At 66.5% G+C, this 24,862-nt stretch carries 24 protein-coding genes and 1 pseudogene; 5 read left to right on the forward strand and 20 right to left on the reverse strand.

Annotated elements, in window-relative coordinates; all coding sequences use genetic code 11:
* The first annotated feature begins 329 nt into the window (after positions 1-329).
* Positions 330-1,253 carry a hypothetical protein gene (locus tag MKK88_RS27715; RefSeq protein ID WP_244005586.1) on the forward strand — a complete coding sequence of 308 codons (924 nt, stop codon included), beginning with the start codon at positions 330-332 and terminating at the stop codon, positions 1,251-1,253.
* 33 nt (positions 1,254-1,286) lie between these two features.
* Here MKK88_RS27715 and MKK88_RS27720 read toward each other — a convergent pair whose 3' ends face one another.
* The gene (locus MKK88_RS27720) at positions 1,287-1,499 is read right to left on the reverse strand and encodes a hypothetical protein (protein WP_244005588.1); all 213 of its coding nucleotides are present in this window, start codon (positions 1,497-1,499) and stop codon (positions 1,287-1,289) included.
* 152 nt (positions 1,500-1,651) lie between these two features.
* Between MKK88_RS27720 and MKK88_RS27725 the strand changes: the two genes are divergently transcribed.
* A complete protein-coding gene (locus tag MKK88_RS27725) occupies positions 1,652-3,214 on the forward strand; it encodes an ISL3 family transposase (RefSeq protein WP_244005590.1) in 1,563 nt (520 codons plus the stop codon).
* On the opposite strand, the gene MKK88_RS27730 is transcribed toward MKK88_RS27725, so the two are convergent.
* Complete coding sequence (locus MKK88_RS27730) at positions 3,201-4,298, reverse strand: ADP-ribosylglycohydrolase family protein (RefSeq protein ID WP_244005592.1); 1,098 nt, start codon at positions 4,296-4,298, stop codon at positions 3,201-3,203. The genes MKK88_RS27725 and MKK88_RS27730 overlap by 14 nt on opposite strands.
* 99 nt (positions 4,299-4,397) lie before the next feature.
* On the opposite strand from MKK88_RS27730, the gene MKK88_RS27735 reads away from it, so the two are divergent.
* Complete coding sequence (locus tag MKK88_RS27735; protein ID WP_244005595.1) at positions 4,398-4,994, forward strand: hypothetical protein; 597 nt, start codon at positions 4,398-4,400, stop codon at positions 4,992-4,994.
* 142 nt (positions 4,995-5,136) lie between these two features.
* Here MKK88_RS27735 and MKK88_RS27740 read toward each other — a convergent pair whose 3' ends face one another.
* From MKK88_RS27740 to MKK88_RS27790, 11 genes and pseudogenes are all read right to left on the reverse strand, one after another.
* Positions 5,137-6,291, reverse strand: coding sequence for an XRE family transcriptional regulator (locus tag MKK88_RS27740; RefSeq protein WP_244005597.1), 1,155 nt, complete (start codon positions 6,289-6,291; stop codon positions 5,137-5,139).
* Positions 6,255-6,800 (reverse strand): hypothetical protein, encoded by a 546-nt coding sequence (locus MKK88_RS27745; protein WP_244005599.1) that lies wholly within the window; start codon positions 6,798-6,800, stop codon positions 6,255-6,257. The genes MKK88_RS27740 and MKK88_RS27745 overlap by 37 nt, the downstream gene beginning before the upstream one ends.
* A gap of 93 nt (positions 6,801-6,893) precedes the next feature.
* A complete protein-coding gene (locus MKK88_RS27750; protein ID WP_244005601.1) occupies positions 6,894-7,148 on the reverse strand; it encodes an RNA-binding protein in 255 nt (84 codons plus the stop codon).
* Complete coding sequence (locus tag MKK88_RS27755; RefSeq protein WP_244005603.1) at positions 7,136-7,342, reverse strand: hypothetical protein; 207 nt, start codon at positions 7,340-7,342, stop codon at positions 7,136-7,138. Before MKK88_RS27755 ends, MKK88_RS27750 begins: the two co-directional genes overlap by 13 nt.
* Before the next feature lie 136 nt (positions 7,343-7,478).
* Positions 7,479-8,033 (reverse strand): metallophosphoesterase, encoded by a 555-nt coding sequence (locus tag MKK88_RS27760; protein WP_244005605.1) that lies wholly within the window; start codon positions 8,031-8,033, stop codon positions 7,479-7,481.
* A gap of 190 nt (positions 8,034-8,223) precedes the next feature.
* Positions 8,224-8,516: pseudogene (locus tag MKK88_RS27765) on the reverse strand (DUF4113 domain-containing protein); the annotation flags it as partial.
* Positions 8,517-8,671: 155 nt separating this feature from the next.
* The gene (locus MKK88_RS27770) at positions 8,672-10,423 is read right to left on the reverse strand and encodes a methyl-accepting chemotaxis protein (RefSeq protein ID WP_244005607.1); all 1,752 of its coding nucleotides are present in this window, start codon (positions 10,421-10,423) and stop codon (positions 8,672-8,674) included.
* Positions 10,424-11,143: 720 nt separating this feature from the next.
* Positions 11,144-14,347, reverse strand: coding sequence for a PAS domain S-box protein (locus MKK88_RS27775; RefSeq protein WP_244005610.1), 3,204 nt, complete (start codon positions 14,345-14,347; stop codon positions 11,144-11,146).
* 105 nt (positions 14,348-14,452) lie between these two features.
* Positions 14,453-16,144 carry a methyl-accepting chemotaxis protein gene (locus tag MKK88_RS27780; RefSeq protein ID WP_244005612.1) on the reverse strand — a complete coding sequence of 564 codons (1,692 nt, stop codon included), beginning with the start codon at positions 16,142-16,144 and terminating at the stop codon, positions 14,453-14,455.
* A 275-nt stretch (positions 16,145-16,419) separates the two neighbouring features.
* Entirely contained in the window at positions 16,420-17,658 is a 1,239-nt protein-coding gene (locus MKK88_RS27785) for a GGDEF domain-containing protein (protein WP_244005613.1), read from the reverse strand.
* A gap of 134 nt (positions 17,659-17,792) precedes the next feature.
* Positions 17,793-18,881 (reverse strand): HD-GYP domain-containing protein, encoded by a 1,089-nt coding sequence (locus MKK88_RS27790; protein WP_244005615.1) that lies wholly within the window; start codon positions 18,879-18,881, stop codon positions 17,793-17,795.
* 552 nt (positions 18,882-19,433) lie between these two features.
* Between MKK88_RS27790 and MKK88_RS27795 the strand changes: the two genes are divergently transcribed.
* Complete coding sequence (locus MKK88_RS27795) at positions 19,434-19,949, forward strand: hypothetical protein (RefSeq protein ID WP_244005617.1); 516 nt, start codon at positions 19,434-19,436, stop codon at positions 19,947-19,949.
* A gap of 274 nt (positions 19,950-20,223) precedes the next feature.
* On the opposite strand, the gene MKK88_RS27800 is transcribed toward MKK88_RS27795, so the two are convergent.
* The 6 genes from MKK88_RS27800 to MKK88_RS27825 all read right to left on the reverse strand — a co-directional run bounded on the left by MKK88_RS27800 (position 20,224) and on the right by MKK88_RS27825 (position 22,377).
* The gene (locus MKK88_RS27800; RefSeq protein ID WP_244005618.1) at positions 20,224-20,556 is read right to left on the reverse strand and encodes a GCG_CRPN prefix-to-repeats domain-containing protein; all 333 of its coding nucleotides are present in this window, start codon (positions 20,554-20,556) and stop codon (positions 20,224-20,226) included.
* 120 nt (positions 20,557-20,676) lie between these two features.
* The gene (locus tag MKK88_RS27805) at positions 20,677-20,838 is read right to left on the reverse strand and encodes a hypothetical protein (RefSeq protein ID WP_243931458.1); all 162 of its coding nucleotides are present in this window, start codon (positions 20,836-20,838) and stop codon (positions 20,677-20,679) included.
* A 45-nt stretch (positions 20,839-20,883) separates the two neighbouring features.
* Positions 20,884-21,186, reverse strand: coding sequence for a hypothetical protein (locus MKK88_RS27810; protein WP_243931459.1), 303 nt, complete (start codon positions 21,184-21,186; stop codon positions 20,884-20,886).
* Positions 21,187-21,258: 72 nt separating this feature from the next.
* A complete protein-coding gene (locus tag MKK88_RS27815; protein ID WP_243931460.1) occupies positions 21,259-21,522 on the reverse strand; it encodes a hypothetical protein in 264 nt (87 codons plus the stop codon).
* 39 nt (positions 21,523-21,561) lie between these two features.
* Positions 21,562-22,047, reverse strand: a complete 486-nt coding sequence (locus MKK88_RS27820) for a hypothetical protein (protein ID WP_243931461.1) — start codon at positions 22,045-22,047, stop codon at positions 21,562-21,564.
* A 171-nt stretch (positions 22,048-22,218) separates the two neighbouring features.
* Entirely contained in the window at positions 22,219-22,377 is a 159-nt protein-coding gene (locus MKK88_RS27825; protein WP_243931462.1) for a DUF3606 domain-containing protein, read from the reverse strand.
* A gap of 280 nt (positions 22,378-22,657) precedes the next feature.
* Here MKK88_RS27825 and MKK88_RS27830 point away from each other — a divergent pair, with 280 nt between their 5' ends.
* Positions 22,658-23,941 carry a cation:proton antiporter gene (locus tag MKK88_RS27830; protein WP_244005621.1) on the forward strand — a complete coding sequence of 428 codons (1,284 nt, stop codon included), beginning with the start codon at positions 22,658-22,660 and terminating at the stop codon, positions 23,939-23,941.
* Between the two features lie 530 nt (positions 23,942-24,471).
* Here the strand turns inward: MKK88_RS27830 and MKK88_RS27835 are convergent.
* Positions 24,472-24,741 (reverse strand): hypothetical protein, encoded by a 270-nt coding sequence (locus MKK88_RS27835; protein ID WP_244005623.1) that lies wholly within the window; start codon positions 24,739-24,741, stop codon positions 24,472-24,474.
* Positions 24,742-24,862 lie beyond the last annotated feature (121 nt).

Below are 24,862 nucleotides of genomic sequence, written 5' to 3' on the forward strand. Positions count from 1 at the left end.
TCGCTGTTATGGGCCTTGGCATCGCGGCACAGATCTCCGGCGTCTACGACGATGCCCCGGTCACCCCCGCGACGAAAGACAACCACCGCTGAACCGGGTTGGCGCGCGCTCCGGCGCGCGTCATTCCCAATTCGGGATTTCAAGCATTCGTGGAAATTAACCGGTCATTAACCGTCAGACGACTTCCGAGTTGCGGTTGGACCTCGGCTTTGCGAGGATGTCTACTCGAACCCGTCTTAATCATTAAAGACGATAGGACTCGCGTCGGTCCGAGTTGTCTGGATTCCTCCGCTCATCGAGGCCGCCGGCCTCTGCGCGGAGACGAACCGATGACCGACTGGGTCACAATCACCAGGGACGAACTGACCGAGGACGAGCGCGAGCATCTCGCGCGGTTCATGGCGGAGGCCGATGGCAGGGACCCGGGCGACGAGGGGTACGTCGTGATCCACGACGCGGGCGGGTGGACGTGGCGGCTCGACGGTGCGCCTGCGACGCCGGAAGAAACCGCGTCCTTCCTAGAATCCCTCATCGAGCTCAGGAGCCGGATGAACCGCCGACGCGGGTGGCTCCACATCATCCGCTTGGTGTTCGGGGACGCTGCCGGGAAGGTCGTGGCCATCATCGAGCGCGAGACCGGCGTCTCCACGGAGGAGGCCATGCCGGCGCATCTCGATCCGGAGGAGCCTGAGGGCATCGCCGTGTTCGAGGCCGAGGAGGCCGAGCACCGCGCGAAGATGGCTCAGCTCGCGGAGGAGCGCCGCGTGGAACTTGAGGCGCGCGCCGCCCGTGCCGCGCGGGTCGCTGCGGAGGAGGAGGCCCGTCGAGCCCGCCGGCGCCCTGTCCCGGTGAGGGTCGCGGACCCCGGCCGGCAACTCGCGCTGGTCTTCGCGGACGTCCCGTACGGCCCGGCCCCGCAGCGGATGAAGCGCCTTCCATTGGACTACATGGTCGAAGTGACGGAACTGATGCGGAAGTGGTTGGCCGGCCGCTCCACCCCCATCACGAGGTTCCTGGCGACGGGTCTTCGCTCCTACACCGTACAGGGGGTTCGACATCAGGACTTGTGGGCACACGTCCGGCTGGTCGAAGGCAAGCGCGCCCTCGTGATCTTCGTGAAACGGCGGGGCATCGATGGGGCGCCGGGCATCATCTACAGGGGCGGTGACCTCCACTACGACTGGGAGTCGGAAAGGTGGACGTACGCCGACGTCGATTCGACGGTCGACGACCACACCCGTGCCCCGGAGTGATCCGGGGCCCCCGGCGCAGCCCGGGGGCCCTTCTCATTCGGCGTCCGCCTCGCCCTCGTCCTCTGCGGTGCACAGGCGGATCTCCTCGGGGACCTCGGGCGTCGCCGCGACGCGCTCCAGGACCTCCTCCAGCGCGACCGGCCGGAACCCCCACCGGTCGACGCCGGCGTCGCAAGAGCGATTCGTGTCGGGCAACTTCCCGTGCGTGTGGCCGAAGCAATGGACGGTGCCCCGGAACGCGCCCACCCAAGCCCTCATGGGATAGTGACAGAACACCCAACGACGCCCGTTCAGCTTCGGCGTCGCCATGTGTGATTAGGCGTGGAATAAGGGCTCTGACTCATTCTCGCTGACGCCGGCGGCGTTGAGGTTGCGGATATCTACGATGGAGCCGCAGCATGCGCCCCCGCTTCAGGCCGTCGAGCCTCGTACCTGCCGGACTCGTCGTCGATCACCTCGATGTCGGCATTGATCGGATCGGTCTGGTCGTGAGGTCCAGATCTGCGACGGCGACATGCCCAGACTGCCGGACCTCGTCACGTCGCATCCAAAGCCGCTACCAGCGCCGTGCCGCCGACCTTCCGCTCAGTGGTCGGCGCGTCGAACTCCAAGTCACGGTGAGACGCTTCTGGTGTGACGCGGCTGCCTGTGAGCGGAAGATCTTCGCCGAGCGCTTCTCCGAGGACGTCCTGCCTACCTTCGCACGACGCACCTCGCGGCTGGAGCAGATCGTCCATCACCTTGGGCTCGCACTCGGTGGTCGGCCCGGTGCAGGCCTCGCTCAGCGCCTGATGCTGCCCGTCAGCCGCGACACGCTCCTGCGCGTGATCCGCCGTCGGGCGGCGACACACTCCGATCCACTCAGCGTCATCGGCATCGACGACTTCGCCTGGCGGCGCAACCACCGCTACGGCACCCTCGTCTGCGATCTCGAACGCCGCCGCATCGTAGCGCTCCTGCCCGACCGCGAGCAGGCCACCGCACAGACTTGGCTGAAGATGAACGGCTCGATCCGGATCGTCGCCCGCGACCGCGGGGGTGGATATGGCGAGGCCATCGCCCGTGCTCTGCCGCAGGCCATCCAGGTCGCCGACCGGTGGCACCTCATGGAGAATGCCAGCCGTGGCTTCCTCGATGCCGTGCGCAGGTCGATGCGACAGGTTCGCGAGGTCGTCGGCGCAGCCACGATCGATCCGGCGCTGCTCACTGCAGCCGAGCGCATCCAGTACGAGGGTTACCTGCGGCGGGAGGAGGCGGACGCGGCCATCCGCGCGCTCGCCGAGGCAGGCGTTCCGATCCGCCAGATCTGCCAACGTCTTGGCCACAGCCGCAAGGTGGTGCGTGCGGTCCTGCGTGGGGAGCGTACCGACGTCTTCCGGGTCCGCCAGAGTTCGCTCGACGCCTATCTGCCCTGGCTCGATGCCCAGTGGGATGCTGGCAGCCGCAACGCGACCGAGCTTTGGCGCAGGGCGAAAGGACAAGGCTTCCGGGGATCGCTGCGCGTGGTCGGGGAATGGGCGACGCGGCGTCGACGAGCCGAGCAGGCCAAGATCGAACGGCTGCAGCGTGTGCCGTCGGCACGAACCCTGGCGCGATGGCTGACGACAGGTCGCGACCGCTTGACCAAGGCGGAGACGCTGACCGTGGCTGCCGTCGAGGACGGCGTGCCGGCGCTGGTCGAGGCGCGCGAGGTGGTGGGCGCTTTCCAGACGATGGTTCGGGCGATGGCGCCGGACAGGCTCGAAGGGTGGCTCACGCGTGCTGGCACAGGCCTTGTCGCCTCGTTCGCCCGCGGAGTCGGTCAGGACCGAGCTGCGGTCCTGACAGCGATCACGTTGCCATGGTCGAACGGCCAGACAGAGGGGCAGATCACCAAACTCAAGCTGGTGAAGCGCCAGATGTATGGCCGCGGCAAGATTGACTTGTTGCAAGCTCGCCTGATCGGCTTCACCTCCGGATGATCAGCGAAAGTACGCCAGAGCCGATTCCGCACCCCTCGACGGCCTCCGGTGCGGCATGGGTGGTACGGGACTGGTCCCGGGCGACCCGGCGCATCGTGGCCGGGTCCCGCCAGTGGCGGACCGCCACCGGGGCGAGGCGCATGATCGAGCCGTTGCCGGCGGTCTGCGGATCGGCGGAGCCCGCCGGGACCTCGCCCGTCCGCTCGTGCCGGCGCAGGGCGGCCGCGGTGGCGTTACCGATGTCGAAGCAGGTGCCGGTGCAGGAATAGGTGCCCTCCCGGTACCAGGATACGAAACGCCGGGTCAGGTCGACCATGTCGAGGTCCGGGTGGACCAGCAGGCTGTCGCCGAGTGCGAGTGCCATCGCGGTGTTGTCGGTCCACTGGCCCGCCTTCAAGCCGAACGGGCCGCCACCGACCATGTCGGAGAGGACCGCCCGGGCGGGCTTGGCGGAGAACTCGATGGTCGTGCCGATTGCGTCGCCGACCGCGAGCCCGAGAAGGGCGCCGACAGCCCGGTCGCGGGCGCCCGCCTGGTCGGGGCTATCCACGGGCTGGGGTCGTCCCTCGCGTACCCAGGCCTCCTGGTCCGACGTTTCGATGGCCTTCGGATCCCGTGCCCGCCGCACGGCGGCGATGGCGGTCTCGGGGTCGGTGCCCATCTCGACCAGCAGCCGGGCGGCGACCATGCCGGCGCGACCCAGCCCGCCACGGCAATGGACGAGGACGCGATTGCCGGCGGCGACGAGGGAGCGCAGGCGGGCCGAGTACAGGGGCCAGGTCGCCTCGAACGTCGCGTCGGGTGTGTGGAAGTCCCGGATGGGGAGGTGGTGCCATTCCATGAAGCGAGCGCGGACTTCATCACCGATGCCGGTGATGCGGTAGCGGGCCAGCTCGTCGCCCTCCATCAGAGTGACGACCGCGGCCGCCCCCCACGCCGCGACGGTATCGAGGTCGGCGGCGAGATCCCGGTCGTGGTCGCCGGCCATCCCGCCCATCTGCTTCTTGCCCGGGGCGAAGGTGACGCCGATCATGCCGCCGAGCGATGCGGCGGGCAGTTCGGCGATGCGCAGTGCGTTGGTCATGACGTGCTCCGTTCGTGTGATGACCAGGGCACGGTAGCCTTGAGGACAGGGTGAGGCGGCGCCCGTCGGAATTTTCCGGATTCGGGCCGTGGAGGTGGGATGGCGGCGTTCGTCGGCTTTTACTGGACCCTGCCGGTCCGCTGGACCGGTTTCCTGGCGCTGCCCGAGGACGCCACCCAGGCGGCGGGGACCAGCCGGACGGTGGCCTACCAGCGGGCGCTAGCGCGGAGGTACGTCGAGGGGGAGAAGGGCGTCCTCGTCCACGAGGTCGTGTCAATGGAGGTCAGCCCCGACCGTGGCACCGCCGCCATCGAGGGCGACGTCGCCAGGGCCGGCCGCCTATGCCGGGAGGCGGGCGCGACGCTGCTCTACGTGGACTTCCACAAGAACCGAGGTTGGCGTCCGCACCCTTTCCTGACGGAGGCGATGTCCGCCCTTCGGCGCGCGGGTGTGTCGACCGCCAAGGTCCCTGCCGACGAGATCATGCTCGACGGGCGCCCGTTCGATCCGGCGGACTATTTCTCGACGTGGCGCGTCCGGGACGCCGAGGAGCGCGAGTGCCGGAGGCGCTATGTAGCAGAGCGACCAGATCTCGTTGCATTGGACGCGCTTGGCCGCCACACCCCGCACCTAAGCGTCGTGGTGGGCTGCACACGCCTTCGCGGCGTCCTCCAAAAAACTTCGAGCCGGTGTTGATCGACACGTCCACCACGCGGCTGATGGTGAGCATGGACGACCCCTCACAGAGCATCGTTAGGATCTGGACGCGCTTGGCGAGGGGCAGCTTGTTCATGCCCGGCACGGTATTGAACTTTCATGCTAGGCGTAGAGAAAAGGCTCACTGAATGAGTCGTAGGGTTGGCCGCTTCTGCTCACGCCCCTCCTTCGGCCCAAGCATGTCGTTCCCATACATACGATCAAACTCGGATGCCGATATAAAGAGAGCCTTCGCAAGCTCAGCATTCGAGTATCCAAGAACGCTTGTATGGTAGTCGATCAGCTTAACAAGCTTCTTCGGATATTCTTTTTTTGGTTCATGCGGCTCAGCCTTTCGGTACCCCAACTTGCTCATCTCAATGAAAAAAGCCTTCTTCTGATAAGGGGTAATCATATGTAAACGGTCTGCCCTCATGGCTATCGAGGACATGGATACCTTCCAGTGTCTCTTAAGATTAGCTATTTGCCTAATGTCAAATCTCGACAAGTGCGCTTTTATGCTCTTTGCAGGCAATAGAAACGAACCCGCAAAAATATCGGCCTCATCCTCCATAACGTCGTCATCGAGTAAGGTCGTCGTATGTAGAACCATGTGAGCTAGTTCGTGACAGAGCGTATGCCTGATACGATCAGCGGGGGCATTCATGTTGACGAAGAATAGAACTGGCGTTCCATCTATTCGTTGGCTCACAGCGTCTATCAGATCGTTGTCGAAGTTGCACGGAATGACAACGCCGCCGTTCTCCTCAAGAAGGTCTGTTACATTATCGATCGGTCCATCTGGCAACATCCACTGTTCGCGCAGATGCCGTGCAGCGTCCTCCACACTGAATGGGCGTGAGACAAAACCTTGATACTCGTTTCGATCTATTTCTGGAATGAACCCGTTCGCCCGCGCGTCGTAAGAGCGCAGCAATATGCGAAGATGAATGCGTCGAATATTCATCTCCGCGATCATGCGATCTAGTGGCTTTTGGCCAAGCTTCTTCCTGCGTCGGTAATGGAACGGCGGCATGCCATACGGACGGCCCGTTTCATAAAAAAACTCGGGCGTATACTTCAGAACCCGAGCAAGCTCGCTGACGAACTCGTTGGGTGGCTCGCTCATACCGGCTTCGGCTTTTGAGATGGTGCCTTGCGCAACATTCATTTGGTCAGCAAGCGACGACTGTGTAAGCCCGCGCGAGTCTCGCGCGAGCATCATCATGTAACGGTTGAATTGCTCTACTTGCTTCATTCTTAGAAGAGCCTGCGCTGCCGCTGCACTTCGTGCCACGCGGTCTCGTGTGCTTCCCGATTCGCTTCTGGTATAATGGCGGCGCACCAAATAACGCCGCGCTTCGTCGGTAGGGAGATCTGCGACCGCATGTAGCCCATGCCGGTGGCGTCGAGCAGATACCCGGCCGTCAGCCTCGTCGGCTCGGCCGGGATGCCGGGGATCTGAGCGCCACGATCAAACGCCCGCGCTTGGCGAGTCTGATAGTTCGAGGAAACGCCATCCTCGTCGGTCTTTTTGAACCGCACGATCACGTTGACCGGGTCGATCTGCCAGAGGTTCTGACCGCGGACCTCTCGGTACTCGACGCCTGGAAGTTCGTCCAGCAGCCGGTGCGCCTCAGCGAGAACGTGACGGTTCGTGCAATGCGCCTGTGCACTCGCGTCGTGGTCGATCACGAGGTTTGCCGGATACGTCTCGTAGGTGGCGTGCCCGTGGCGCAGGATGCCATCGAACAACGGCAGGTAGGGCGTTAGGGCGCCCATGATCGTGTCTATGTCGGTTTCCAAGGTCGCGCTCCGCGGGCGAGGGACATCCGCAAAGCCTACGCCCGAGCACGACAGAAACCAAGAAAAATATTCCGAGAAATATTCCCGGGCAGCTTAGTCATTGCCTTGCCATCGCTTACTGGCCGCGCCGCGCGCGATCTCCGCCCGCCGCTCCGGCGTCATAGCCGTAGCCCGCGCGGCGGCGCCCTTCCGGCCCATAGCAGCGGCACCTTCGTCCTTTGGGGGCTTCTCCGGCCCGTAGTCCTCTTGCGCCTCTCCAGTAGCGATCTGAGCCACACGGATGGCGTTGCCGATCGCGTCGTCGAGGCGGTGCTGGCCTTTAGGTCCGGTTGGCATCAGCTTCGCCATCCGTAATGTTTGATCAACCAATCAAGCTGAACGATCTCCTGCGTGATCTGAACAATGGTTTCCTCGGCTGACATCGGAGAACCCGGTCGCACGCCGTCAAGCTGCACCTTTGCCAGCATGGCCATATAGTTCGCGCGTTGTTCCTTCGCGTCGGCGAGAATGTCGCCCATCCTCTCGTCGTTCGGTCCGCTCATCGCGTACCTCCTACTTGGCGCCAAGCATACGCCAGCGTGAGGGGACGCGCGAGGGTAAAGGACGGGAATGCGGAGCGGGCCGAGCCAAGCTCAGATTTCAAACTGAGACACTACCCGGAAAAGACTTAGAGGCGGGTCACGGGGTGATTTCCGCGTCGGGGAATAGCTCGGCCAGCCGGGACTGGACCTGCGGCACGGTCACCGGTGTCCATCCCCAGCAGTCGACGCCGACGTCGAGGCTGTTCGAGATGGCCAGCAGGTTGCCGTGGCTGTGGCCGTACAGGTGGAGGTCGCCCCGGTGCCTGTGCGGCCACGTCCGGAGGGCGTAATGCCACAACCACAACCCGACCGGTGCCCACATGCCCGGGTCCTGGACGTGGATGCGGGCGACGCCCATCACGGGGCCATTCAACGGCAGGGACTCGCCGATCTTGTCGTGGTTGTCACGGACGAGGAACTTTCGCCCGTTCAGGCGGTGGAGGACGCGCAGGGTGTGCCCATGCCGGCACCTGTAGGCGAAGTTGCCGAGATGCCAGACCGTATCGTCGGGGCGCACGACGGCGTTCCAGCAGGCGACCAGGGTCTCGTCGTGCTCGGTGACGGAAGCGAATGGCCGGGGAGCGTCCATCTTTTCTGAGAGGATGCCGGCGTGGCCGATGTGGTGATCTGCGCTGAGGAAGGTGCGGGCCATGTCGGCCTCTGGATAATTGGAGGCTCGTCACGCGGCGGCACTTCGGGGTCAATCGGTCGGGTGCGAGTCCGCGCGTATCAACCGCATGTTCCTTAGCGAGGGTTCAGCCAGGGTGTCCTGGCCCGCAACCGCGGGCAAGGGGAGGACACGCGGATCCACAACGCGTCGGCCCCGCAAGGCCGTAGGCCGTTCATGCCGCCATCACTACGGGCACCTCGTCGACCCGAGTGGTGCACCGCGGCGAGCGCATGTCGAACTCAGTCGACCATTCCCCCTTCGGGGCGAACCCGTCGCCGCCCGGGACGACAGCCCCGCGCCCGAACCGGCAGTTGCAGGCGTCGAGGGCGCCCATCAGTGCCACCCCGTGCTCCCGGTCGAGTTGCGCTAGGCCCGGTAAGGCGCGCGCCAAGGCCGCCAGCGGTACGAGATCGTTCGTGATCACCCCGTCTTGGAATACCGGTCGCCGTCCCACCAGGTCTTTCGGAAGTCATGCAAACTGGTAAAGGTGTCCACGTGCCGGACCCGAATGCCCGGACACGATGGTAGTGTCCCATTGCTGTCATAAACATTCGTCGCTGGGGATCGTGTACTGGTCGCACAGCCTATACGCCCGCAACCAGCCCGTGCGTTGGTGACCGTTACGCAACCATCGTAGTCGGCCGGATCGGCGACAAGGCGGGATGCTCGATGGACCGGGCGAGTTCCAGGCCTACTGCTCTGGGAGAAGTCCACGCGACCGTCGCTTCGATGCGACGGCCTCCCGGCCACTCAAGCACAACGCTCTCGCCTACGGTCAAACCGCCATCGAGTGCGATGCAGGCGCCGTGCTCAGAAACATCGAGGGTGCGGACCTCGCACCGCCGTCCGCGGATCACGGCTGTGACGGTCTCGTCCACGCGGACGCGGAGCGCCGTCCGTCTCTCGGTCAGGTCCGCGGCGACGTCAGCCGCGAATGCCGCCACGGACCGGGTGAGCGAGCTTGCGACATCTTCCAACGTTCGCGAGGCGGCGAGCGCGTGATCGGCGTGTGTCCGGGTCTGGCGCGTCGCTTCGGTCACCTCGACGGCGCTTGCTCGGGTCTGGGCGCTGTCACGGGCCACGCGCGTGATCGTATGGGAGACCTCCGCGGTCGCCGCTTGCTGCTGGCGGACGGCGACGGCGATGGCCTGGGCCAGTTCCTCGATTTCGCCGACACCGTTGGCGATGGTTTGCACGGAGCCAACCGTCTGGCCGGCCGCGCCCTGGATCGCGCCAATCTGCTCCACGATCTCGTCTGCGGCGCGCCCCGTCTGCCCGGCGAGCGCCTTGACCTCGGCCGCGACCACGGCGAACCCCTTGCCGGCCTCGCCTGCCCGCGCCGCCTCTATGGTCGCATTGAGCGCGAGCAAGTTCGTCTGACCGGCGACCGCCTTGATCAAGCCCACCACGGTGCCGATGCGGTCGGCGATAACCGCCAGCCCTTCGACCTCGCGACGCGACACCCGGGCCGCCTCGCCCATGCTGCCGACACGCAGGAGTGCCTGGTCTGCGCTCGCGGCTATCTCGTTCATCGAAGCCGTCAGTTCCTCCGCACCGGTCGAGATGGCGATGACCGCGTCCGTCGTGCTCGACGCCGACGCCTGCGCCAAGCCGGCTTGGCGCAGGGAGTCCGCGGAGACGCCGCTGAGCACCCGCGCGGTCCGCGCCATGCCCGCCGCCTCTTCCTGGACGCTTCGCTCGATGCGGCCCAGCACGGTGCGGAACCGCGCGACGGTCTCCGCGAGCGACTGCTGCCGGAACACCTCCAGTCCTCGTTCCTGCTGTGCCGTCTGCTCGACATGGCGTTGAACCGCCGCGCTCTCGTGCGCCTGCCTGGTCGCCTGTTCCGATGCCGCGAGGGCGACCGTGAGCTGTCGTGCCGCCAGCATGAGGACGCCGGCTTCCACGAGAACGACCGCGGCATGCAACACGACGCGGGAGAACTCGGCTCCGTTCGGGAACACGGCCATGGGGTAGGCCACGTTCAATGCGAGATGATGGGTTGCGATCACTGCCGACGCGACGAGGACCGATGACCAGCACGCCCAGCCGACCGTGATGGCGAGGGCGGCGAAGAACAACATGTGCATGTCGATCTGCACGTGCGTACCCGCGACCGCGAACACCATCAGGCCCACGAGCGCCATCAGCACGGACGAGGTGAGGTGACGCGTCAGGAGGGCAGCCGGATGGAATTGGGCGGCGGTGAAGGAGGCTACGACCATGATGCCGGCGACCAGGGCGACGCCGGATGGCGCCGAGTCGAGCGTCCATGCCGTCGTGACGACGATTGCGGCCAGGCAGACCAGGGTCGTCAGCATGACCGGCTGGAAGGCGCGGCGAAGCCTGTGTAGGCGATCTTCCGGGATCATGGGCGTCGTTCGGTCCGGAATGAGGGGGAGAGGGTGCCCCGAGGAAGGCAACCAATGAGTGGAGCGGCGGCTAGGACGAGCGTCGCGCCGTTACGGTAGAGATCGGCTACGAGGTCACGCGATGCATCGGGGACGGTCACGAAGTGACCCTGCGGCGAGGCGGTCAGTATCCTGGCGTTCGACCCTAGGATCGGACGCGGGATTGCGGCGTCCGGTCGGAGCGTCAGCACGATGACCGTTTCACCGGGGCGTGGCGCCAGCGCGAGGGCGACCGGGGCTATGCCGCAAGACAGGACGAGAAGTACGGCGGTCGCGACCGTCGCTAGTACGGCTCCGCGGTCACGCCGGACGAGAGGCTGTCGTTGTATTTCCATCCCTGGCCTGAACCTTACGGCATGTGTGTTCCGCAGCCATGTTTAGTCTCCCGAAATGCAGAAACCCTATTAAAGATTTCTGAAACACCGCGTGAAACGCCTCGCCTTACGTATGCGACTTTGATCAATAGCCTGCGGCATGACGTCTAGCGACCTTTCACAGGTCGGAAGGGTATCCCGTCCTGGAAGAGGGTTTGGCCGGGCGGGACTTCTCGACCAGGAAAAGCGTTCGCCCTCGTCCCCTTCACCACACAGCGAGCTGCCTTGCAGGACGACGCCGTTTGCATCCGCTCCTGTCGGGGCTCGTCGCAGACGAGGAACGACGCCGCCCACGGGCGAGCCACGCCTATGCGGCGTCCGCGGTACGTAGGGTGGTGATCTCACGGAGCGTTCGGTCCCGCAGGTTCCCCAGGGTCGGCAGCATCGAGGCGTAGTCGGTACCCGCGGTGCAAGCCTTCTCGATATCCCGACAGACTCCTGCCAGTTCGAGGAAACCCAGTGCTCCCGCTGCCGAGACCATCGCGTGCGCATCGTAGGCCAGTTGCACGGGGTCGGTATCGGTCTTGTCCGGGAAACGCTGCGTGAGTTCCTCCGCCAGCATCGCAAGCATCCGATGGAACCGCTCCTGACCGACCATCGCAGTCAGTTCGAGCTGGATTGCGGGGTCGATTGTGGGTGGCACGGTCTCCGCGGTGGTGTCGACGATCGTCAACCGGTCGATGACGTCGAGTAACCGGTCCACCTGGAACGGCTTGCCGACGTGGTCATTCATGCCGGCCGCGAGGAAGGAAGCGACCTGTTCGGACAGAACGTTGGCGGTCATCGCGACTATCGGTATGCGCGACGAGCCACCCTCCGACGCCCGTATCTGGCGCGTGGCGGCGATACCGTCGAGCACTGGCATCTGCACGTCCATGAGCACGAGGTCGTAGGGCCTCGTCCGGACCGCCGCCACCGCAGCGGCACCGTCCCCCACCATATCGACGACATGTCCGGCCCGGGTCAGGATCTCGTACGCGAGTTCGCGGTTCAATTCGACGTCGTCGGCAAGTAGCAGATGCCGTGGGACGCGCCCGGTCGTTAGGCCATCGGGTTCCCGCTCCGCGACCTCCCGCGGCGCGGGCGGAAGCGCGACCTCGAACCAGAACGTCGAGCCCATCCCGGCTTCGCTCTCGAAACCGATGGTTCCGCCCATCGCCTCCACCAGCGCCTTGCAGATGGCCAGGCCGAGGCCCGTCCCCCCGAAATCGCGGCTTATCGATCCGTCCGCTTGGGAGAACTTCCGGAACAGCCTGTCCCTCCGGGAGGCGGGGACGCCCACGCCGGTGTCGTCAACGCGGAAGAGCAATTGCACCCGTCCATCCGTGACGCCGACCGCACGGACCCCCAGGTCCACCCTACCGGCATGGGTAAATTTGCATGCGTTGCCGAGCAAATTGAGCAGGATTTGCGTCAATCTGTCCGGGTCCCCGAGCAGGTGACCCGGCAGGCCTTCCGCGAATGATAAGGTAAGGGCCAATCCCTTGGCCTCGGCCGGCCCGCGGACCATCTCCGACGCATTGTCGACCAAGTCGCGCAACGCGAAGGGGCGTGGCGTGATCTCGACCTGACCTGCCTCGATCTTCGAGAAGTTCAGGATGTCGTCCACCACCGTCAGCAAGGCGGCCCCGGCCGCCCGGATGCGCTCGGCGTGGAGACGGGCCCGCGGCGGCACGCCGGGCTCGCCGAGCAGGAGGTCACCGTAGCCGATCACGCTGTTAAGCGGCGTCCGGATCTCGTGGCTCATAGCGGCCAGGAATTCACCCTTCGCCTCGCTCGCGCGCTCCGCCCCCTCCCGGGCGGCGACCAGGGCGGCCTCGCCGGCCTTGCGTGCCTCGACGTTCCGCACCGACGAGACGAAACCGGTCGTCACCCCGGACGGGTCCTGAAGCCGCTTGAGCGAGGACTCGACCCAGACCCAGCGACCGTCCCTGTGCCGCAGCCTGTTGACAACGATGCCACCATCCCGCGTACCGGCGAGCATGTCCGACAGGATTTGGTCGAGGCCGGCGGCATCCTCCGCATGGATCATCTGCCTGGGGGAGGAGCCAACGAGCTCGTGGGGTTCGTAGCCGAGAAGGTCGCGGCTGGCGGGCGAGACGTAAAGTCGCCGCCCGGACCGGTCCATGTGGGTGATCATGTCGGCCGCCGCCTCGGATACCAGCCGGAGGCGCGCCTCGCTGTCGCGCAGCGCCCGGTCGGCCTCGATGCGGCCCGTGACGTCCCGCCCGGAGACGACGACGGTCGGGTCCCCCCGGACGCGGCCTACCAGCCTGAAGACAGACTCGATCCAGACGTAGTGCCCGTCCCTGTGGCGCAGCCGATGGATGTAGGATGCCTGGGGACGATCCGGCGACAAGGCACCGTACACGGCGGTGACCTCGGCCATCTCGTCGGGATGGATGAGATCCTCGGGAGCCAGCGCGGCGTACTCCTCCGGTCCCCATCCAAGGATCGACCTTACGGCCGGGGACACGTAGGCCCGCTCACGTATCGACGGCTTGAGCACGATGAGGTCGTTCGTGTTCTCGGCTAGGAGGCGGTAGCGCTCCTCGCTCGCCCGTATCCGGGCATCGGCCCCGCGTCGCCTTTCGAACTCACGCGCCAGTTGCAGCAGCGCCGCGACCAGCACGAGCGTGAGACCACCGGCCACGGAGGCCTGCACCAGCGCCGAACGCCTCCACCCGGCGAGCGCGTCCTGGCGGGATAGCGCGGCGGCGACGTACAGGGGATAATCGTCGAGGAAGCCCAGGGCGACCACGCGCTCCACGCCGTCGGTCATGGCGGTCGTCCAGAACGGCTTGTCATCCCTGACCGGGACGTGCTGCCGGTAGTTCTCGCCGTCGGCGAAGCTCTTGCCGATCACGGCGGGAAGTGGCGGGGAGCGCACAAGGAGCGTCCCGTCCGACCGCCACAGGCTGAGACCCGCCCCAGGGCCGTTGTCGATACCGGCGTAGACCGACTCGAACCTCTCGGGATCGACCGTCGCCTGGACGATGCCGGCGAAGCTCCCGTCCGGCCCGTCGATGCGACGTGCGACCGGGATCAGGACCTTGCCGCTGAGACGGCCGGTGACCGGGTCGCCGATCAACAGCCCCCCGGTCGGTCGGTCGCGCAGCGCACGGAAGTAGTCTCGGTCATGGATGTCGAGGGTACGGGCGGGAAACGTCTGTCCCTCGACCGTTGCATGTCCGTCCCGGTCGACGATGACGATGTTGTACAGCCTCGACCTTTCGATCTGCTCGTGCAGTGCTGCGTGGATGGCCTCGGTCGACAAGCCACCGTCACGCCGTCCCAACAGGGGCGCCACGGCCCGGAGGTACGTGTCGATGATCTCGAAGGTGCGGGCGGCGTGTTGCTCTATGGCGCGTGCGGTGTTCGCGGCACGTGTCCCCGCCTCGGCGAGTTCTCCCTCGTATTGACGGTGCAGGGTAACGCCGACGAAGGCGGGAATGCCCACGCCGAGCGCCAGCGCGACGATGCGTGCGATTGTTCCCGGTCCCGGTGTCATCGGATGGTACCGGCGACGGCCGAGGGGTAGGCACCGGACGAGGGATCACATCCGGGTCGGGAGACCGATGGAATGCCCGGCGGGTACGCCATGCGAAGGAACATGTCAGGCCGCACGGACGGTCGCGAGGAAGCGTCCGACCTCGGCGGTCAGATGCTCGGACTGGCGGGACAACTCCGAGGCCGCGCCCAAAACCTGGCTCGCCGCCACCCCCGTTTCCTCGGCGGCGCCAGCCACACCCGCGATGTTGCCGGTTACCTCTCCCGTACCCATCGCAGCCTGGCTCACGTTGCGCACGATCTCCTGTGTCGCCGCACCCTGTTGCTCGACCGCGGCGGCAATCGAGGTGGCGACGCCGCTGATCTCGCGAATCCGCGCCGTGATGCCGGTAATCGACGCCACGGCCTCTCCCGTCGAGGACTGCACTTGGGCGATCTGCCCGGAGATCTCCCCCGTGGCCTTCGCGGTTTGCTCGGCCAAGGCCTTCACCTCGCTCGCGACGACTGCGAACCCCTTGCCGGCGGCACCGGCGCGCGCGGCCTCGATGGTGGCATTCAAGGCCAGGAGGTTCGTTTGACCGGCGATGTTCGAGATGAGGCCGACGACGTCCCCGATACGGGATACGGCCGCGCTCAATTCCCTGACCAGCATGCCGGTCTGGTCCGCCTCGCCCACGGCAAGGCGCGCGAGCTCGGCCGAACCGCTGACCTGGCGACCGATCTCCTGGACGGAGGACCCCAACTGCTCGGCGGCGGCAGCCACGGTGTTGACGTTCGAGGCGGCTTCCTCGGCGGCAGCCGCCACCGTGGTCGACTGGTTGGCCGTCTCCGTCGCCGTGGCGGTCATCGACTGGGCCGTCGCCTGCAACTCGGTCGCCGAGGACGAGACCATGCTGATAATGCCACCGACGGCCCCCTCGAAGCCATCCGCCATCTGGCGCATGCCGGCCTTGCGCTGTTCCTCGGCGGCGTGCCTTGCCCGCGCGGTCTCCGCTTCCAGCGCTCGGGTGCGGATCAGGTTGTCCTTGAATACCTGCACGGCGGCGGCCATCGCGCCGACCTCGTCGGCACGCGACCGGTATGGAACCTCGATGCCTGCATCGCCATCGGCCAGCCTGGCCATCGTGAACGTCATCGATTGGATCGGACGCGACACCCGCAGCAGGCCCAGCGTGGCGGCGGCAACCGCGGCCACCAGCGCGAAGGCGACGGCGACGTAGACCGCGGTCGCGGCATCGTCGGCGGCGGCTACCACGGCATCCGCATCCGCGTGGGCCCCTCGTTCGTTCATGGCGACATCGCGTGTCAGCGCTTGCCGAACATCGTTGTACAGGCCGATGTTCTCCGGCCGTCCCATCAACGCGAGCCCGTCGCCCGGTCGTCCTCCTTCGGCCAGGCGCAGCGCGTCCCGGCCGACCGCCTCGTAACGGTCCCAAGCCGTGGCGAACGCATCGTAGGAACCCCGTTCCTCGACGGATGAGATTATCGGCTCGTAGCCCTTTCGCGCTCGATTCAACGCGTCGAGCGCTTCCGTCATGTCGACGGCGTTCTTCGCGCGCTGCTCCGCGGTCCCGGCGAGGGACAGGGACCGGAGTTGCTTGATGCGAACCTCCGAGGCACTTGCGCGGATGTTGGTTACAGCGATGACGGAGGGCAGCCACTTCGTAGAAACCTCCGTCGCGGAGCGGCGGATGTTGGAGAGTTTCGCCAGCGATAGGCTTCCTTGGCCGACGCAGATCAGCGCGAGGAAGCCGAACGCGGCCGCCAGGGTGGTTCTCAGCGTGAGGTGCGGGTGCATGGGACCGGATCGGCGCGGGTGTACCTCGGCAGGGCGCCGCGCGCACGGCCGCCGGATGGCTTCCGAAGCAGGCTGCAGTCCACGCATTACCAAATTAGACCAATTCCCCCTTTCGACGATCACGAAACCGTTTGTTCGGAGACTGGCGGCGTTAGGTGCAAACTCAGCACACGATACCTTCAGGTCGCCATGGCCGAGGCAACGCTACCTTCCGTGGTTCTCGACGACGAAAACTTATGGAAGCAATCGTTTGCCCGCGTCCATCGCCACGAGTTTCACGCCGCCGCGATGGCGGCGGCAGGGGCGGCCTCAACGATGTCGCGGGCAAGCGACACCGCGTTTCGCCCCGAGGCCTTCGCCGCGTAAAGCGCCTCGTCAGCCCGCTTGAGTGTCCGGGAGCCGGTCGCGGCGTTTCCGTCGGCCCTCGTGGCAGAAGCCCCGACGCTGACGGTTACGTGACGCCTGTCCGCGAAGCCGGGATGCTGGATGGCCTGCCATTCGACGGCTCGACGGATGGCTTCGCCGGCCACGAGGATGGCGTCCCCGTCGGCACCGGGCAGTAGGATGGCGAATTCCTCTCCACCCAGACGCGCGACCGTGCCATCCGTGACGCTCGGTTCCGCCGCGAGCGTACCGGCGACCGCACGCAGGCACTCGTCACCGGCGCTGTGCCCGGCGCTGTCGTTGAAGGCCTTGAAATGGTCGATGTCCACCATCAGCACGCCGAACCAAGCCCGATCCTGCGGCGCAGTCAGGGCGACCCGCTCCAACCGGGCATCGAACGCCCGTCTGTTCGCCAGTCCCGTGAGCGGATCCGTAGTCGCCAGACGCATGAGTTCGGCGTTCGCCCGGGCGAGGGCCCGGCCCTGCAGTGTCTCCCTCATCCCGTGCAGGAAGACCTCTCGATTGCCCCTTTCCCGCCCGAAGTTCATCGGCAGCGTGAGTACGATGACGATGGCGTTGAAGCCCAGGGTGGCGAGGATCTCGACGAGGTCGCCGGGCGCGCTCACCATCACGGCGAATGCGAATGTCGCCGTGACGTTCGCGCCGGCGAGCACGACCGCGTGCGAGAAACGCAGCGGCATGGCGGCGTTGACGAAGAAGGCCGCCATGCCCGCAGCCGACAGGTACAGTTCGGCGTAGCGCCCCCCGAGCAGCAGGCCGATCAGCGAGATGCTCACGAGTCCGCAAAGGACCGGGACACCCGCCAGTAGCCCCTGTTGCCAGGACGGGCGGTCCGACTTGAGCAGCAGCATGCCGACCAACAGCGCGGGGGCGACGACGCCCAGCCTGACGGCGACCCCGAGGGGTAGCGCACCGTGCCAGGTGTCCAGCGCGATGGCCAGGATGTCGGCGCACAGGGCGAATGCCAGGAAATGCCGGAGTCTCGTCGTGCGGGCGCGCACGGTGGATCGGTCGAAGCGCGCCTCCAGGCCGGCATCCATCCGGAGACGATGCCGCGGACGCAGCAGGGCCGCCTCGACCGTCTCCGCGCTCGGCAATTGCTCGATCATGCCCGACGGCCTTCGTTCTGCCGCTCCCGACTATCACGGGCGCGTTCAAGGATTATGAAACGAAGTCTTGTCGCGGCGCAGGTAAGACCCATAAAGATCGACATCGCTTACCGCGCCCCGCCGAACGGGATGCATCAGGCGGGTCCCCGACGCTCGCCGACACGTGCGACCGCATCGGAGCCGTTTGCCTCGGACGGCGATGTCACGACCGGTTTGAACGCCCGGACCAAGTCGGGATCCAACCGACCATCCATCCGGTCCAACACCGCGAAGGCAGCGACGTTGCTCATCGGAGCCCGGTAGGGTCGGCGCTCGATAAGGGCCCCGTAGATGTCGCAGACCGTGATTAGGCGCACGAGGTCCGGAATCTCGTCGCCATGCAAGCCGTCCGGGTAACCCGAGCCGTCGAGCATCTCGTGGTGCGAGCGTGCGACCCGTAGAATGGCATCCTCGAACCCCTGGGCGGCGAGCATCGCATGGCCTTCGACGGCATGGGTCCGCATGACGGCCAGCTCGGCCGCGTCCAGCTTGCCAGGTTTGTTCAGGATCGCGGTCGGTATCCTCGTCTTACCCACGTCGTGTAGGAGCGCCGCCTTCACGACCTTGTGCCTATCGATGGCCGACAGGCCCAACGTCCCGGCGAATGCCGCCGCGATGCCGGCCACGAGCAGGATATGCTGGTGGGTGGCATCGTCGAATTCGCGAACCGTCCGAATCCAGTCGTAGACGCCGCCAGATCCGATGGCCCACGCGACCGCGTCGGCACCGTTAGTAACCTCCTCCGGTGTGAGGATGCCTGTTCTGAAGGTTTCCCGCAGGAAATCACGGGCCCGCGTCGCATGCACCCTGGCGGAGAGTGGGACGCTCCCTCCCTCAACTACGAGGCGTTCGACCAGGGCGGTCAACTTGTCGGTGTCCGTTGCTGAGACGACAGCCGTCGCGCCGAGCGCCTCGGCATAGGCCCGCACGCGTGGGCCATTGCCGTGCGCAATGAAGATGAAAGGGCCATTCGTTGGCCGTATCCGGCTGAGGAGGGTTCGCAGGCGTGATACGGCATCGGCCGACAGATCACTGACATCGCTTACGACGATGCCCGTACCACCCAGCCGCTGACATGGCTCGTAGAGATCCAGCACGGTCAGCGTGCTTATCCTTTCCAATGACCTGAAGCGTCGCTCGGCGCGGGCCATGTCGTCGCTTACGAGCATAAGCTCAGCCATCATCGGCCCTGTCTAAAACATAACCCAGATCAGTTCACGCTCATCGGCCGTGGGACATCATTGGCCACGCCGAGATCACTAGCCTTTATAGGGAGAACACAAACATCATCGCCAGCGGTTAGTTTGCCACAGATCGATGCGAACGGATGGGGCGATGACTGGCGCCTATGTAGTTTCGCAATCATCCGACCAAATCGGTTTGGCGGTAACGTTCATCGCCGGTGCCCCACACCTGCAGAGGTGCAGCGGAGCCTGACCTTCCGTTCGTGGGAGCGTTGATGCACCCCGATGCGTTCGTCGGTCGTGTCGTAGAAGGAGGGACGGATGCTCAATGACCCCAACCTCGCGGAGGGGGTGCCGCCCGCGACTCCTGACAACGGCTTGCCGACCCCGACACGTCCGACCCCTCCGCTCGCGCCGGACTTGCCTCTTTCGCCCGAGGACGGCCGGACTCATCAGGATGTCACCAATCGTGATTGACGTCGTTTCCAGGGCTGCTCAACTCGACCACGGAGCCGCCAGGTCCGGTCAACCGAACCTTTCTCGGAGAAATGTATGCGCCTCGCCACCCTCGTCTTCGCTTCATCCGTCGTCGCCATGCCGGCCATGGCCCAATCCCCGAAAGAGGAGGCGGTAGCCATCGGGCCGTGGAAGGTTGAGGCAGTCTCGAAGGGCCCGAAGTTCGAGCGTTGCACGATGACCCGCACGACCGATGACGGCGTCGACGTCCAGTTCACCCGCGACGCGGACGGCCTCGACCTGAGCATGAGCTCGCCGAGATGGAAGCTCGGGCGCGGTAAGAGCTACCCGGTGGAATTGGCCGCCGGTTCCTCGACGTTGCAGGCGGAGGTCGCGGCCACGGGCAACACGGTGTCCCTGCCGATCAAGGACGAGCGGTTCCTCAAGTCGCTTAAGCTGGCGGATGGCCTGGACGTGAAGGGCGAGGGCGCGACCATCAAGGTGGCGCTCGATAAGAGCGCCGCGGGGTTGGACCGGTTGGAGGCATGTTACGCGAAGAACGGGTCGGCGACGGAGACCAATCCTTTCGTCGCGCCGAAGGCCAAGCCGTAGGCTGCAGGTTCGGTTTCCCGGTGTCCTGGCGGCGACGGGGGCGGTGGTTGGGGCGGCCGGCCGGACGACCTTTGGCGGGTTCCGCCCGGGTCCCCCGTAGGGCACCGGGACCGAGCCCGGGCGACATCGCGAATAGCGGCTGGAACACTACGGGTCGGACGACGCGGCCGAACCCGGAGCCGCCTCGACGTCCCCCCGCCGGCTAACGCCGACGCGGGGACTTGGGGTCGTACTGGACGGGGGGGGGGCTCCGATGCCGTCGCGGAAGCGCGCCTCAGTACCCGCCGTAGAACCGCCGCGGGCCGTCGTAGCCATCCGGGCCGCGTCCGTAGCCGCCATACCCGCCGCGGTCCGGGCCGCGGTAGCCATACCCATAGCCGTAACCGCCGCGCGGTCCGCCCCAACCGCCCCGGCCCCAGTCGTTCGGGCGGCAGCGACCCCAGGGGTTGGGGTGGAAGCCGGGACCGCAGCCGCCGGCCACCCGCTCGATGATCGCCTCACGCTCGGGCGGCCCGAAGCCGTATCCGACCGGGGCCGCGACCGCCGCCGAGGAGGCGAGACCGACGCTGATCAACGCGGCGAGACCCGTCACCTTCAAGACCATCATGACTGCATCCCCAATGGTTGGCGGCCCGACCATGTCGGACGGGATGACTCGGAGGCTGCCACCCGGCGGCTGACCGGGATCTGACGGGTTCGTTCATCGGCCCGACGGGTGCGACCGGGTTCAGAGCCGCCCGGTCACCAGCAGCACGATCAGGACGATGATCAGGACGCCGCCCAGGCCGATGCCGCCGATGCCGTTGTAGCCGCCGCCATAGTAGCCGTAGCCGCCGCCCCCGAGCGCCAGGACGATCAGCACGATGAGGAGGATGGTAACGAGGTTCATGCTCTGATCCTTATCGGGTCGGGAGGCGACCGCCGGTTGCGTCGGTCACCGTCCGTCGAGGGAAGGGCCGCCGGAGGTGCCGCCGGTGCCGGGTGGTCCGCCGGTCGGGGTGCCCCCGATGTTCACGTCTGGCGTCGTGCCGGGCACCGACGAGTTGCTGGGGTTGGCCTCATTGCCCCGGGTGATCGGGCTGGGCCCGAGGTCCCGGGCGCCGGGACCAACGCCGCCGACGGTGGCGGGCGGGGTGACGCCGGTATTGCCAGCGCCACCCGTGGTGACCTGTTGCGCGCCGACCGGGCCGGCCACCATCACTCCCAGCGTGGCCAGGAGGACCAAGTTCGTTCGCATCGTCGGATCGCCCTTCCGCTCGCGGCGGGACCTTGCCCGCCGCCATTCAGAGACCATCGGTAGCCGTCGGCCTCAGTACCGGCCGCGGGGCGGCACGCCATCCTCGAAGTCGCGGCGGCGCTCCTCCCGGCGGATGTCGTCACGGATGGCGTCGCGCCGCTCCTCGCGCAGTTCCTCCCGGCGCTCCTCCCGGCGGATGGCGTCATACTCGCGCTCGCGCGGCGAGCGCGGGTCAACCCGGATGCCGCTGGGACCGATGTCGATGCTCTGCGCCAGGGCGGGCACGGCGGGGAACAGGCCGGCGACGACGAGTCCAGCAGTGAACAAAGCCTTCAAGTGTCTTCTCCTGGGTTTGTCGCGTAGGCGGATCGGGGGTCAGCCATCTTCGTCACGGGTGAGTTCGCGGCCCATGACTTCATGCGTCTCGACCTGGGTCGACCGGGCATCCCTCGACGAGGCGTGCGCCGTCCCCGTGCCCGAGACTGTTGTCGGGTTCGCGTGAACCAGGCGCTTGGCGGCCGTGGGCTGTCGTCGCGCCCCGGTGTCCCGAGATTGACCGACGGCATTCGCCATCGCTGCTGACAGGATCGGCATCATCGTTAATCCGGGCGGCAGCGGCGCGCTCAAACGCGGAGCCAGCACAGCGATCTCGGGCGACAAGGCGCTCGGCCGCATGTACAGGCCGAAGGGCGGCTCGGCCCTCACCGCGACGGAGGTCAACGCTGCCTCGGACTGCGACGCGACCGGCCGCGCAGGCCGGGGCAATTCCTCGAAGTTGCCCGGGTGCAGCACGCGCGCGGCCACGAGAAGGCCGATGGCGGCGACGGCGGCGGTGCCCAGGGTGGACCGGTAGTGTTCCATGGCCCAGGTAACAGGTTACCGAAGTCCGCCGTTCCGCACCGGTCAAACGATGCGCAGGGGCGTGGCGTCGACGCAACATCCGGGGTGAGCCAGGTGATCTGACCAACTGGGCATCGTATGCGGAGGGGTCGGCCGTGGCGGCCGATCCCTCCGCGGCCCCGAAGGCCACGTTCAAGCTGGCCGCTTGAGGTGGCCACGCAGCGTGCTGATACGACTGCCGACAAGCCGCACGGCCTTGCGCAACTGGTCTTCGCTGACTCCGAATTGTCGTGCGTAGGTCTCGCGGCTGGACCGGTCGTGAATGTCGAGATGGGTACGTTCGTCCTGCATGATCAACGCCCGATTGATTGCCCCGGGAGGGTACCGGGACGGTCGTCAAGCGAACGTCGGTCGAGCCTACGGGTTGCGCGGCCGAGCCCCATCCTCCTGGTCATGCACAGGGACGTCGCCCGTCTTCCGGCAACCGCGCCGAAAACCCTTCGCGCCGGTCCAATTGATAACGCGAAGCGGTCCCGGCCCTGCCAATCCACTTGGCGAGGAAATCGACCATCACGTCGGGTGACATCGGATTACCGCGGAACGGTTCCGGCGAGGACCGGTTCGCCATCCAATGGAACCGTACGTCTTCGTCGTCGCCGGCTTCGGCGCACTCGTCCTATTCACGGCGTGGTTGCCGATGGTCCTGCGGGCGTTGCCGCTGTCCCTCCCCATCTGCTGTGTCGGGGCGGGCGCGGCGCTGTCCTTCGTCCCACCCCTAGCTGGGCTGGCGCGATACCCGGCCGAGCACCTTCCCGTGGTCGAGCACGCGACCGAGGCCGTCGTTGTCATCTCGTTGATGGGCGCCGGGCTGAAGATCGACCGGCTGATCGGCTGGAAGCGCTGGGCGACGACGTGGCGGATGCTCGGGCTTGCCATGCCGCTCACCATCGCCACCCTCGCAGCACTTGCCTCGACCCTCCTCGGACTCGGGGCCGCATCGTCCCTGCTACTGGGCGCGTCGCTCGCCCCTACCGACCCGGTGCTCGCCTCCGACGTGCAGGTCGGGCACCCGACCGAGGGCCGGGAGGACGAGATGCGGTTCGCTCTCACATCCGAGGCCGGCCTCAACGACGGCCTCGCCTTTCCCTTCGTCAACCTCGCCATCGCCCTCGCGGCAAGCGGCTCCGCGGACCTGTCCCTCGGCCATTGGCTTGCCGTCGACGTCCTGTGGAAGGTGTCGGTCGGCGCGGTCCTGGGCGCGCTCGTCGGCCGGGCCCTCGGCTGGCTGACCTTCCACCTGCCGAACGTCTCGAAGCTCTCGCGCACCGGCGACGGCTTCGTGGCGCTGGGCGTCACTTGTCTCGCCTACGGCATCGTCCAGGCGGTCGACGGCTACGGCTTCGTCGGCATCTTCGCGGCGGCGCTCGCACTTCGCGCCTCGAACCACGGCCACCACTACCATCGCAAGATGCACGACTACGCTGAGGAGCTCGAACGGCTGCTGATGATGGTCCTGCTCGTCGGGTTCGGCTTCGCCCTCGCCGGTGGAGGCCTGCTGACGGGACTGACGTGGCCGGCCGCCGTGTTCGTGGCGCTGGCCCTGCTCGTCGTGCGTCCCCTCTGCGGATGGGTCGGCTTGACCGGATCCGGTCTGCCCGGCGACGAACGGGCCGTGATCGCCTTCTTCGGCATCCGTGGGCTCGGTACGGTGTACTATCTCGCCTACGCCCTTGGGCACGCCCCGTTCGAGGCGCCGGACCTGCTCTGGTCCACGGTCGGCCTCGCCGTCCTGGTGTCCATCGTGCTGCACGGCGTGACGGTGACGCCGGTGCTGCGGTTCCTCGACAGGCGAAGCGGACGCGACACGGAGAGCGCGCAACTCGACCTCGTCCTCTCCCCGGCCCCGGGTCCGTAGCTCCGTCCTACCTGTCCGAAGATACGATCCGACGGGACGTCGACGTCGGAGCCGCCGAACCTTCGTGTTGCTGGCGGCCATGATCTCGGACCCGGGATGCCCCGTGGGTGTCCGGGAGCGCGACACGGAAGGTAACGCATCACGGGTAATGATACTCGCTACGCGTTACGCCTCGGGCAAGAGAAAGGGGCCGATGGCGAGGTCGGGCCGGAACGCCGTCTCCTCCTCGACAAGACCCCTGGCGTCTCACACGATCTGGGTTCGTCCGACGCGATAATCGACGTGCCCATGTACCCGTGGGGCCGGTCCCCTTGCAGGGAGCAGAGGGGTAAGGTTGGAGGCGTCGCACCAGGCGAGATGTGCATGCCGGCACGGCAGGCGCGCGCACAACCGAGTTGAGGACGTGCTTGGCGTGGTGGGTCACGACCACGGTTCCGCTATCGCGCAATTCCTATTGTGATCTTTACAAGACACTGTGCGTAGCGCCCGGCCTACTGGTTATACAGAAAGGGCATGAGCCTTCCACGTGGCTACCTGTCCATCGTCTTCGACGGTGGTTGCTCATATTTCGGTTGAGGGCCGACCTTTTCGAGCAGCGTCTCGAACGAACCTGGGGATTTCATGAGCGACCGTCCGAAACGGACGAGTTCGCTAATTTCGGCATCACCGCGTACGTAGCCGCCAAGGTTCGACGGGACCTCGAACGGCAATTCGGCCAGGAGGTCCAGGAGCCCCTCGCGGCGTCCGTCGACCTTGAGGGACTGCATGTAGGGGGCCTTGGCCATCTCGCGGGCGAGCATGGGGTCAGTATCCACAATGATTTCTGCCACATCGAGGCCTCGCCTCCTCAAGGAGACGAGTCGCGCGCCGGGTTACTCACGCGGAGAACCCGTCGTGTTCGATCCCGTCCGGCCCGGCTGG

It is taken from the genome of Methylobacterium sp. E-005 (assembly GCF_022829725.1).
Taxonomy (GTDB): Bacteria; Pseudomonadota; Alphaproteobacteria; order Rhizobiales; family Beijerinckiaceae; genus Methylobacterium.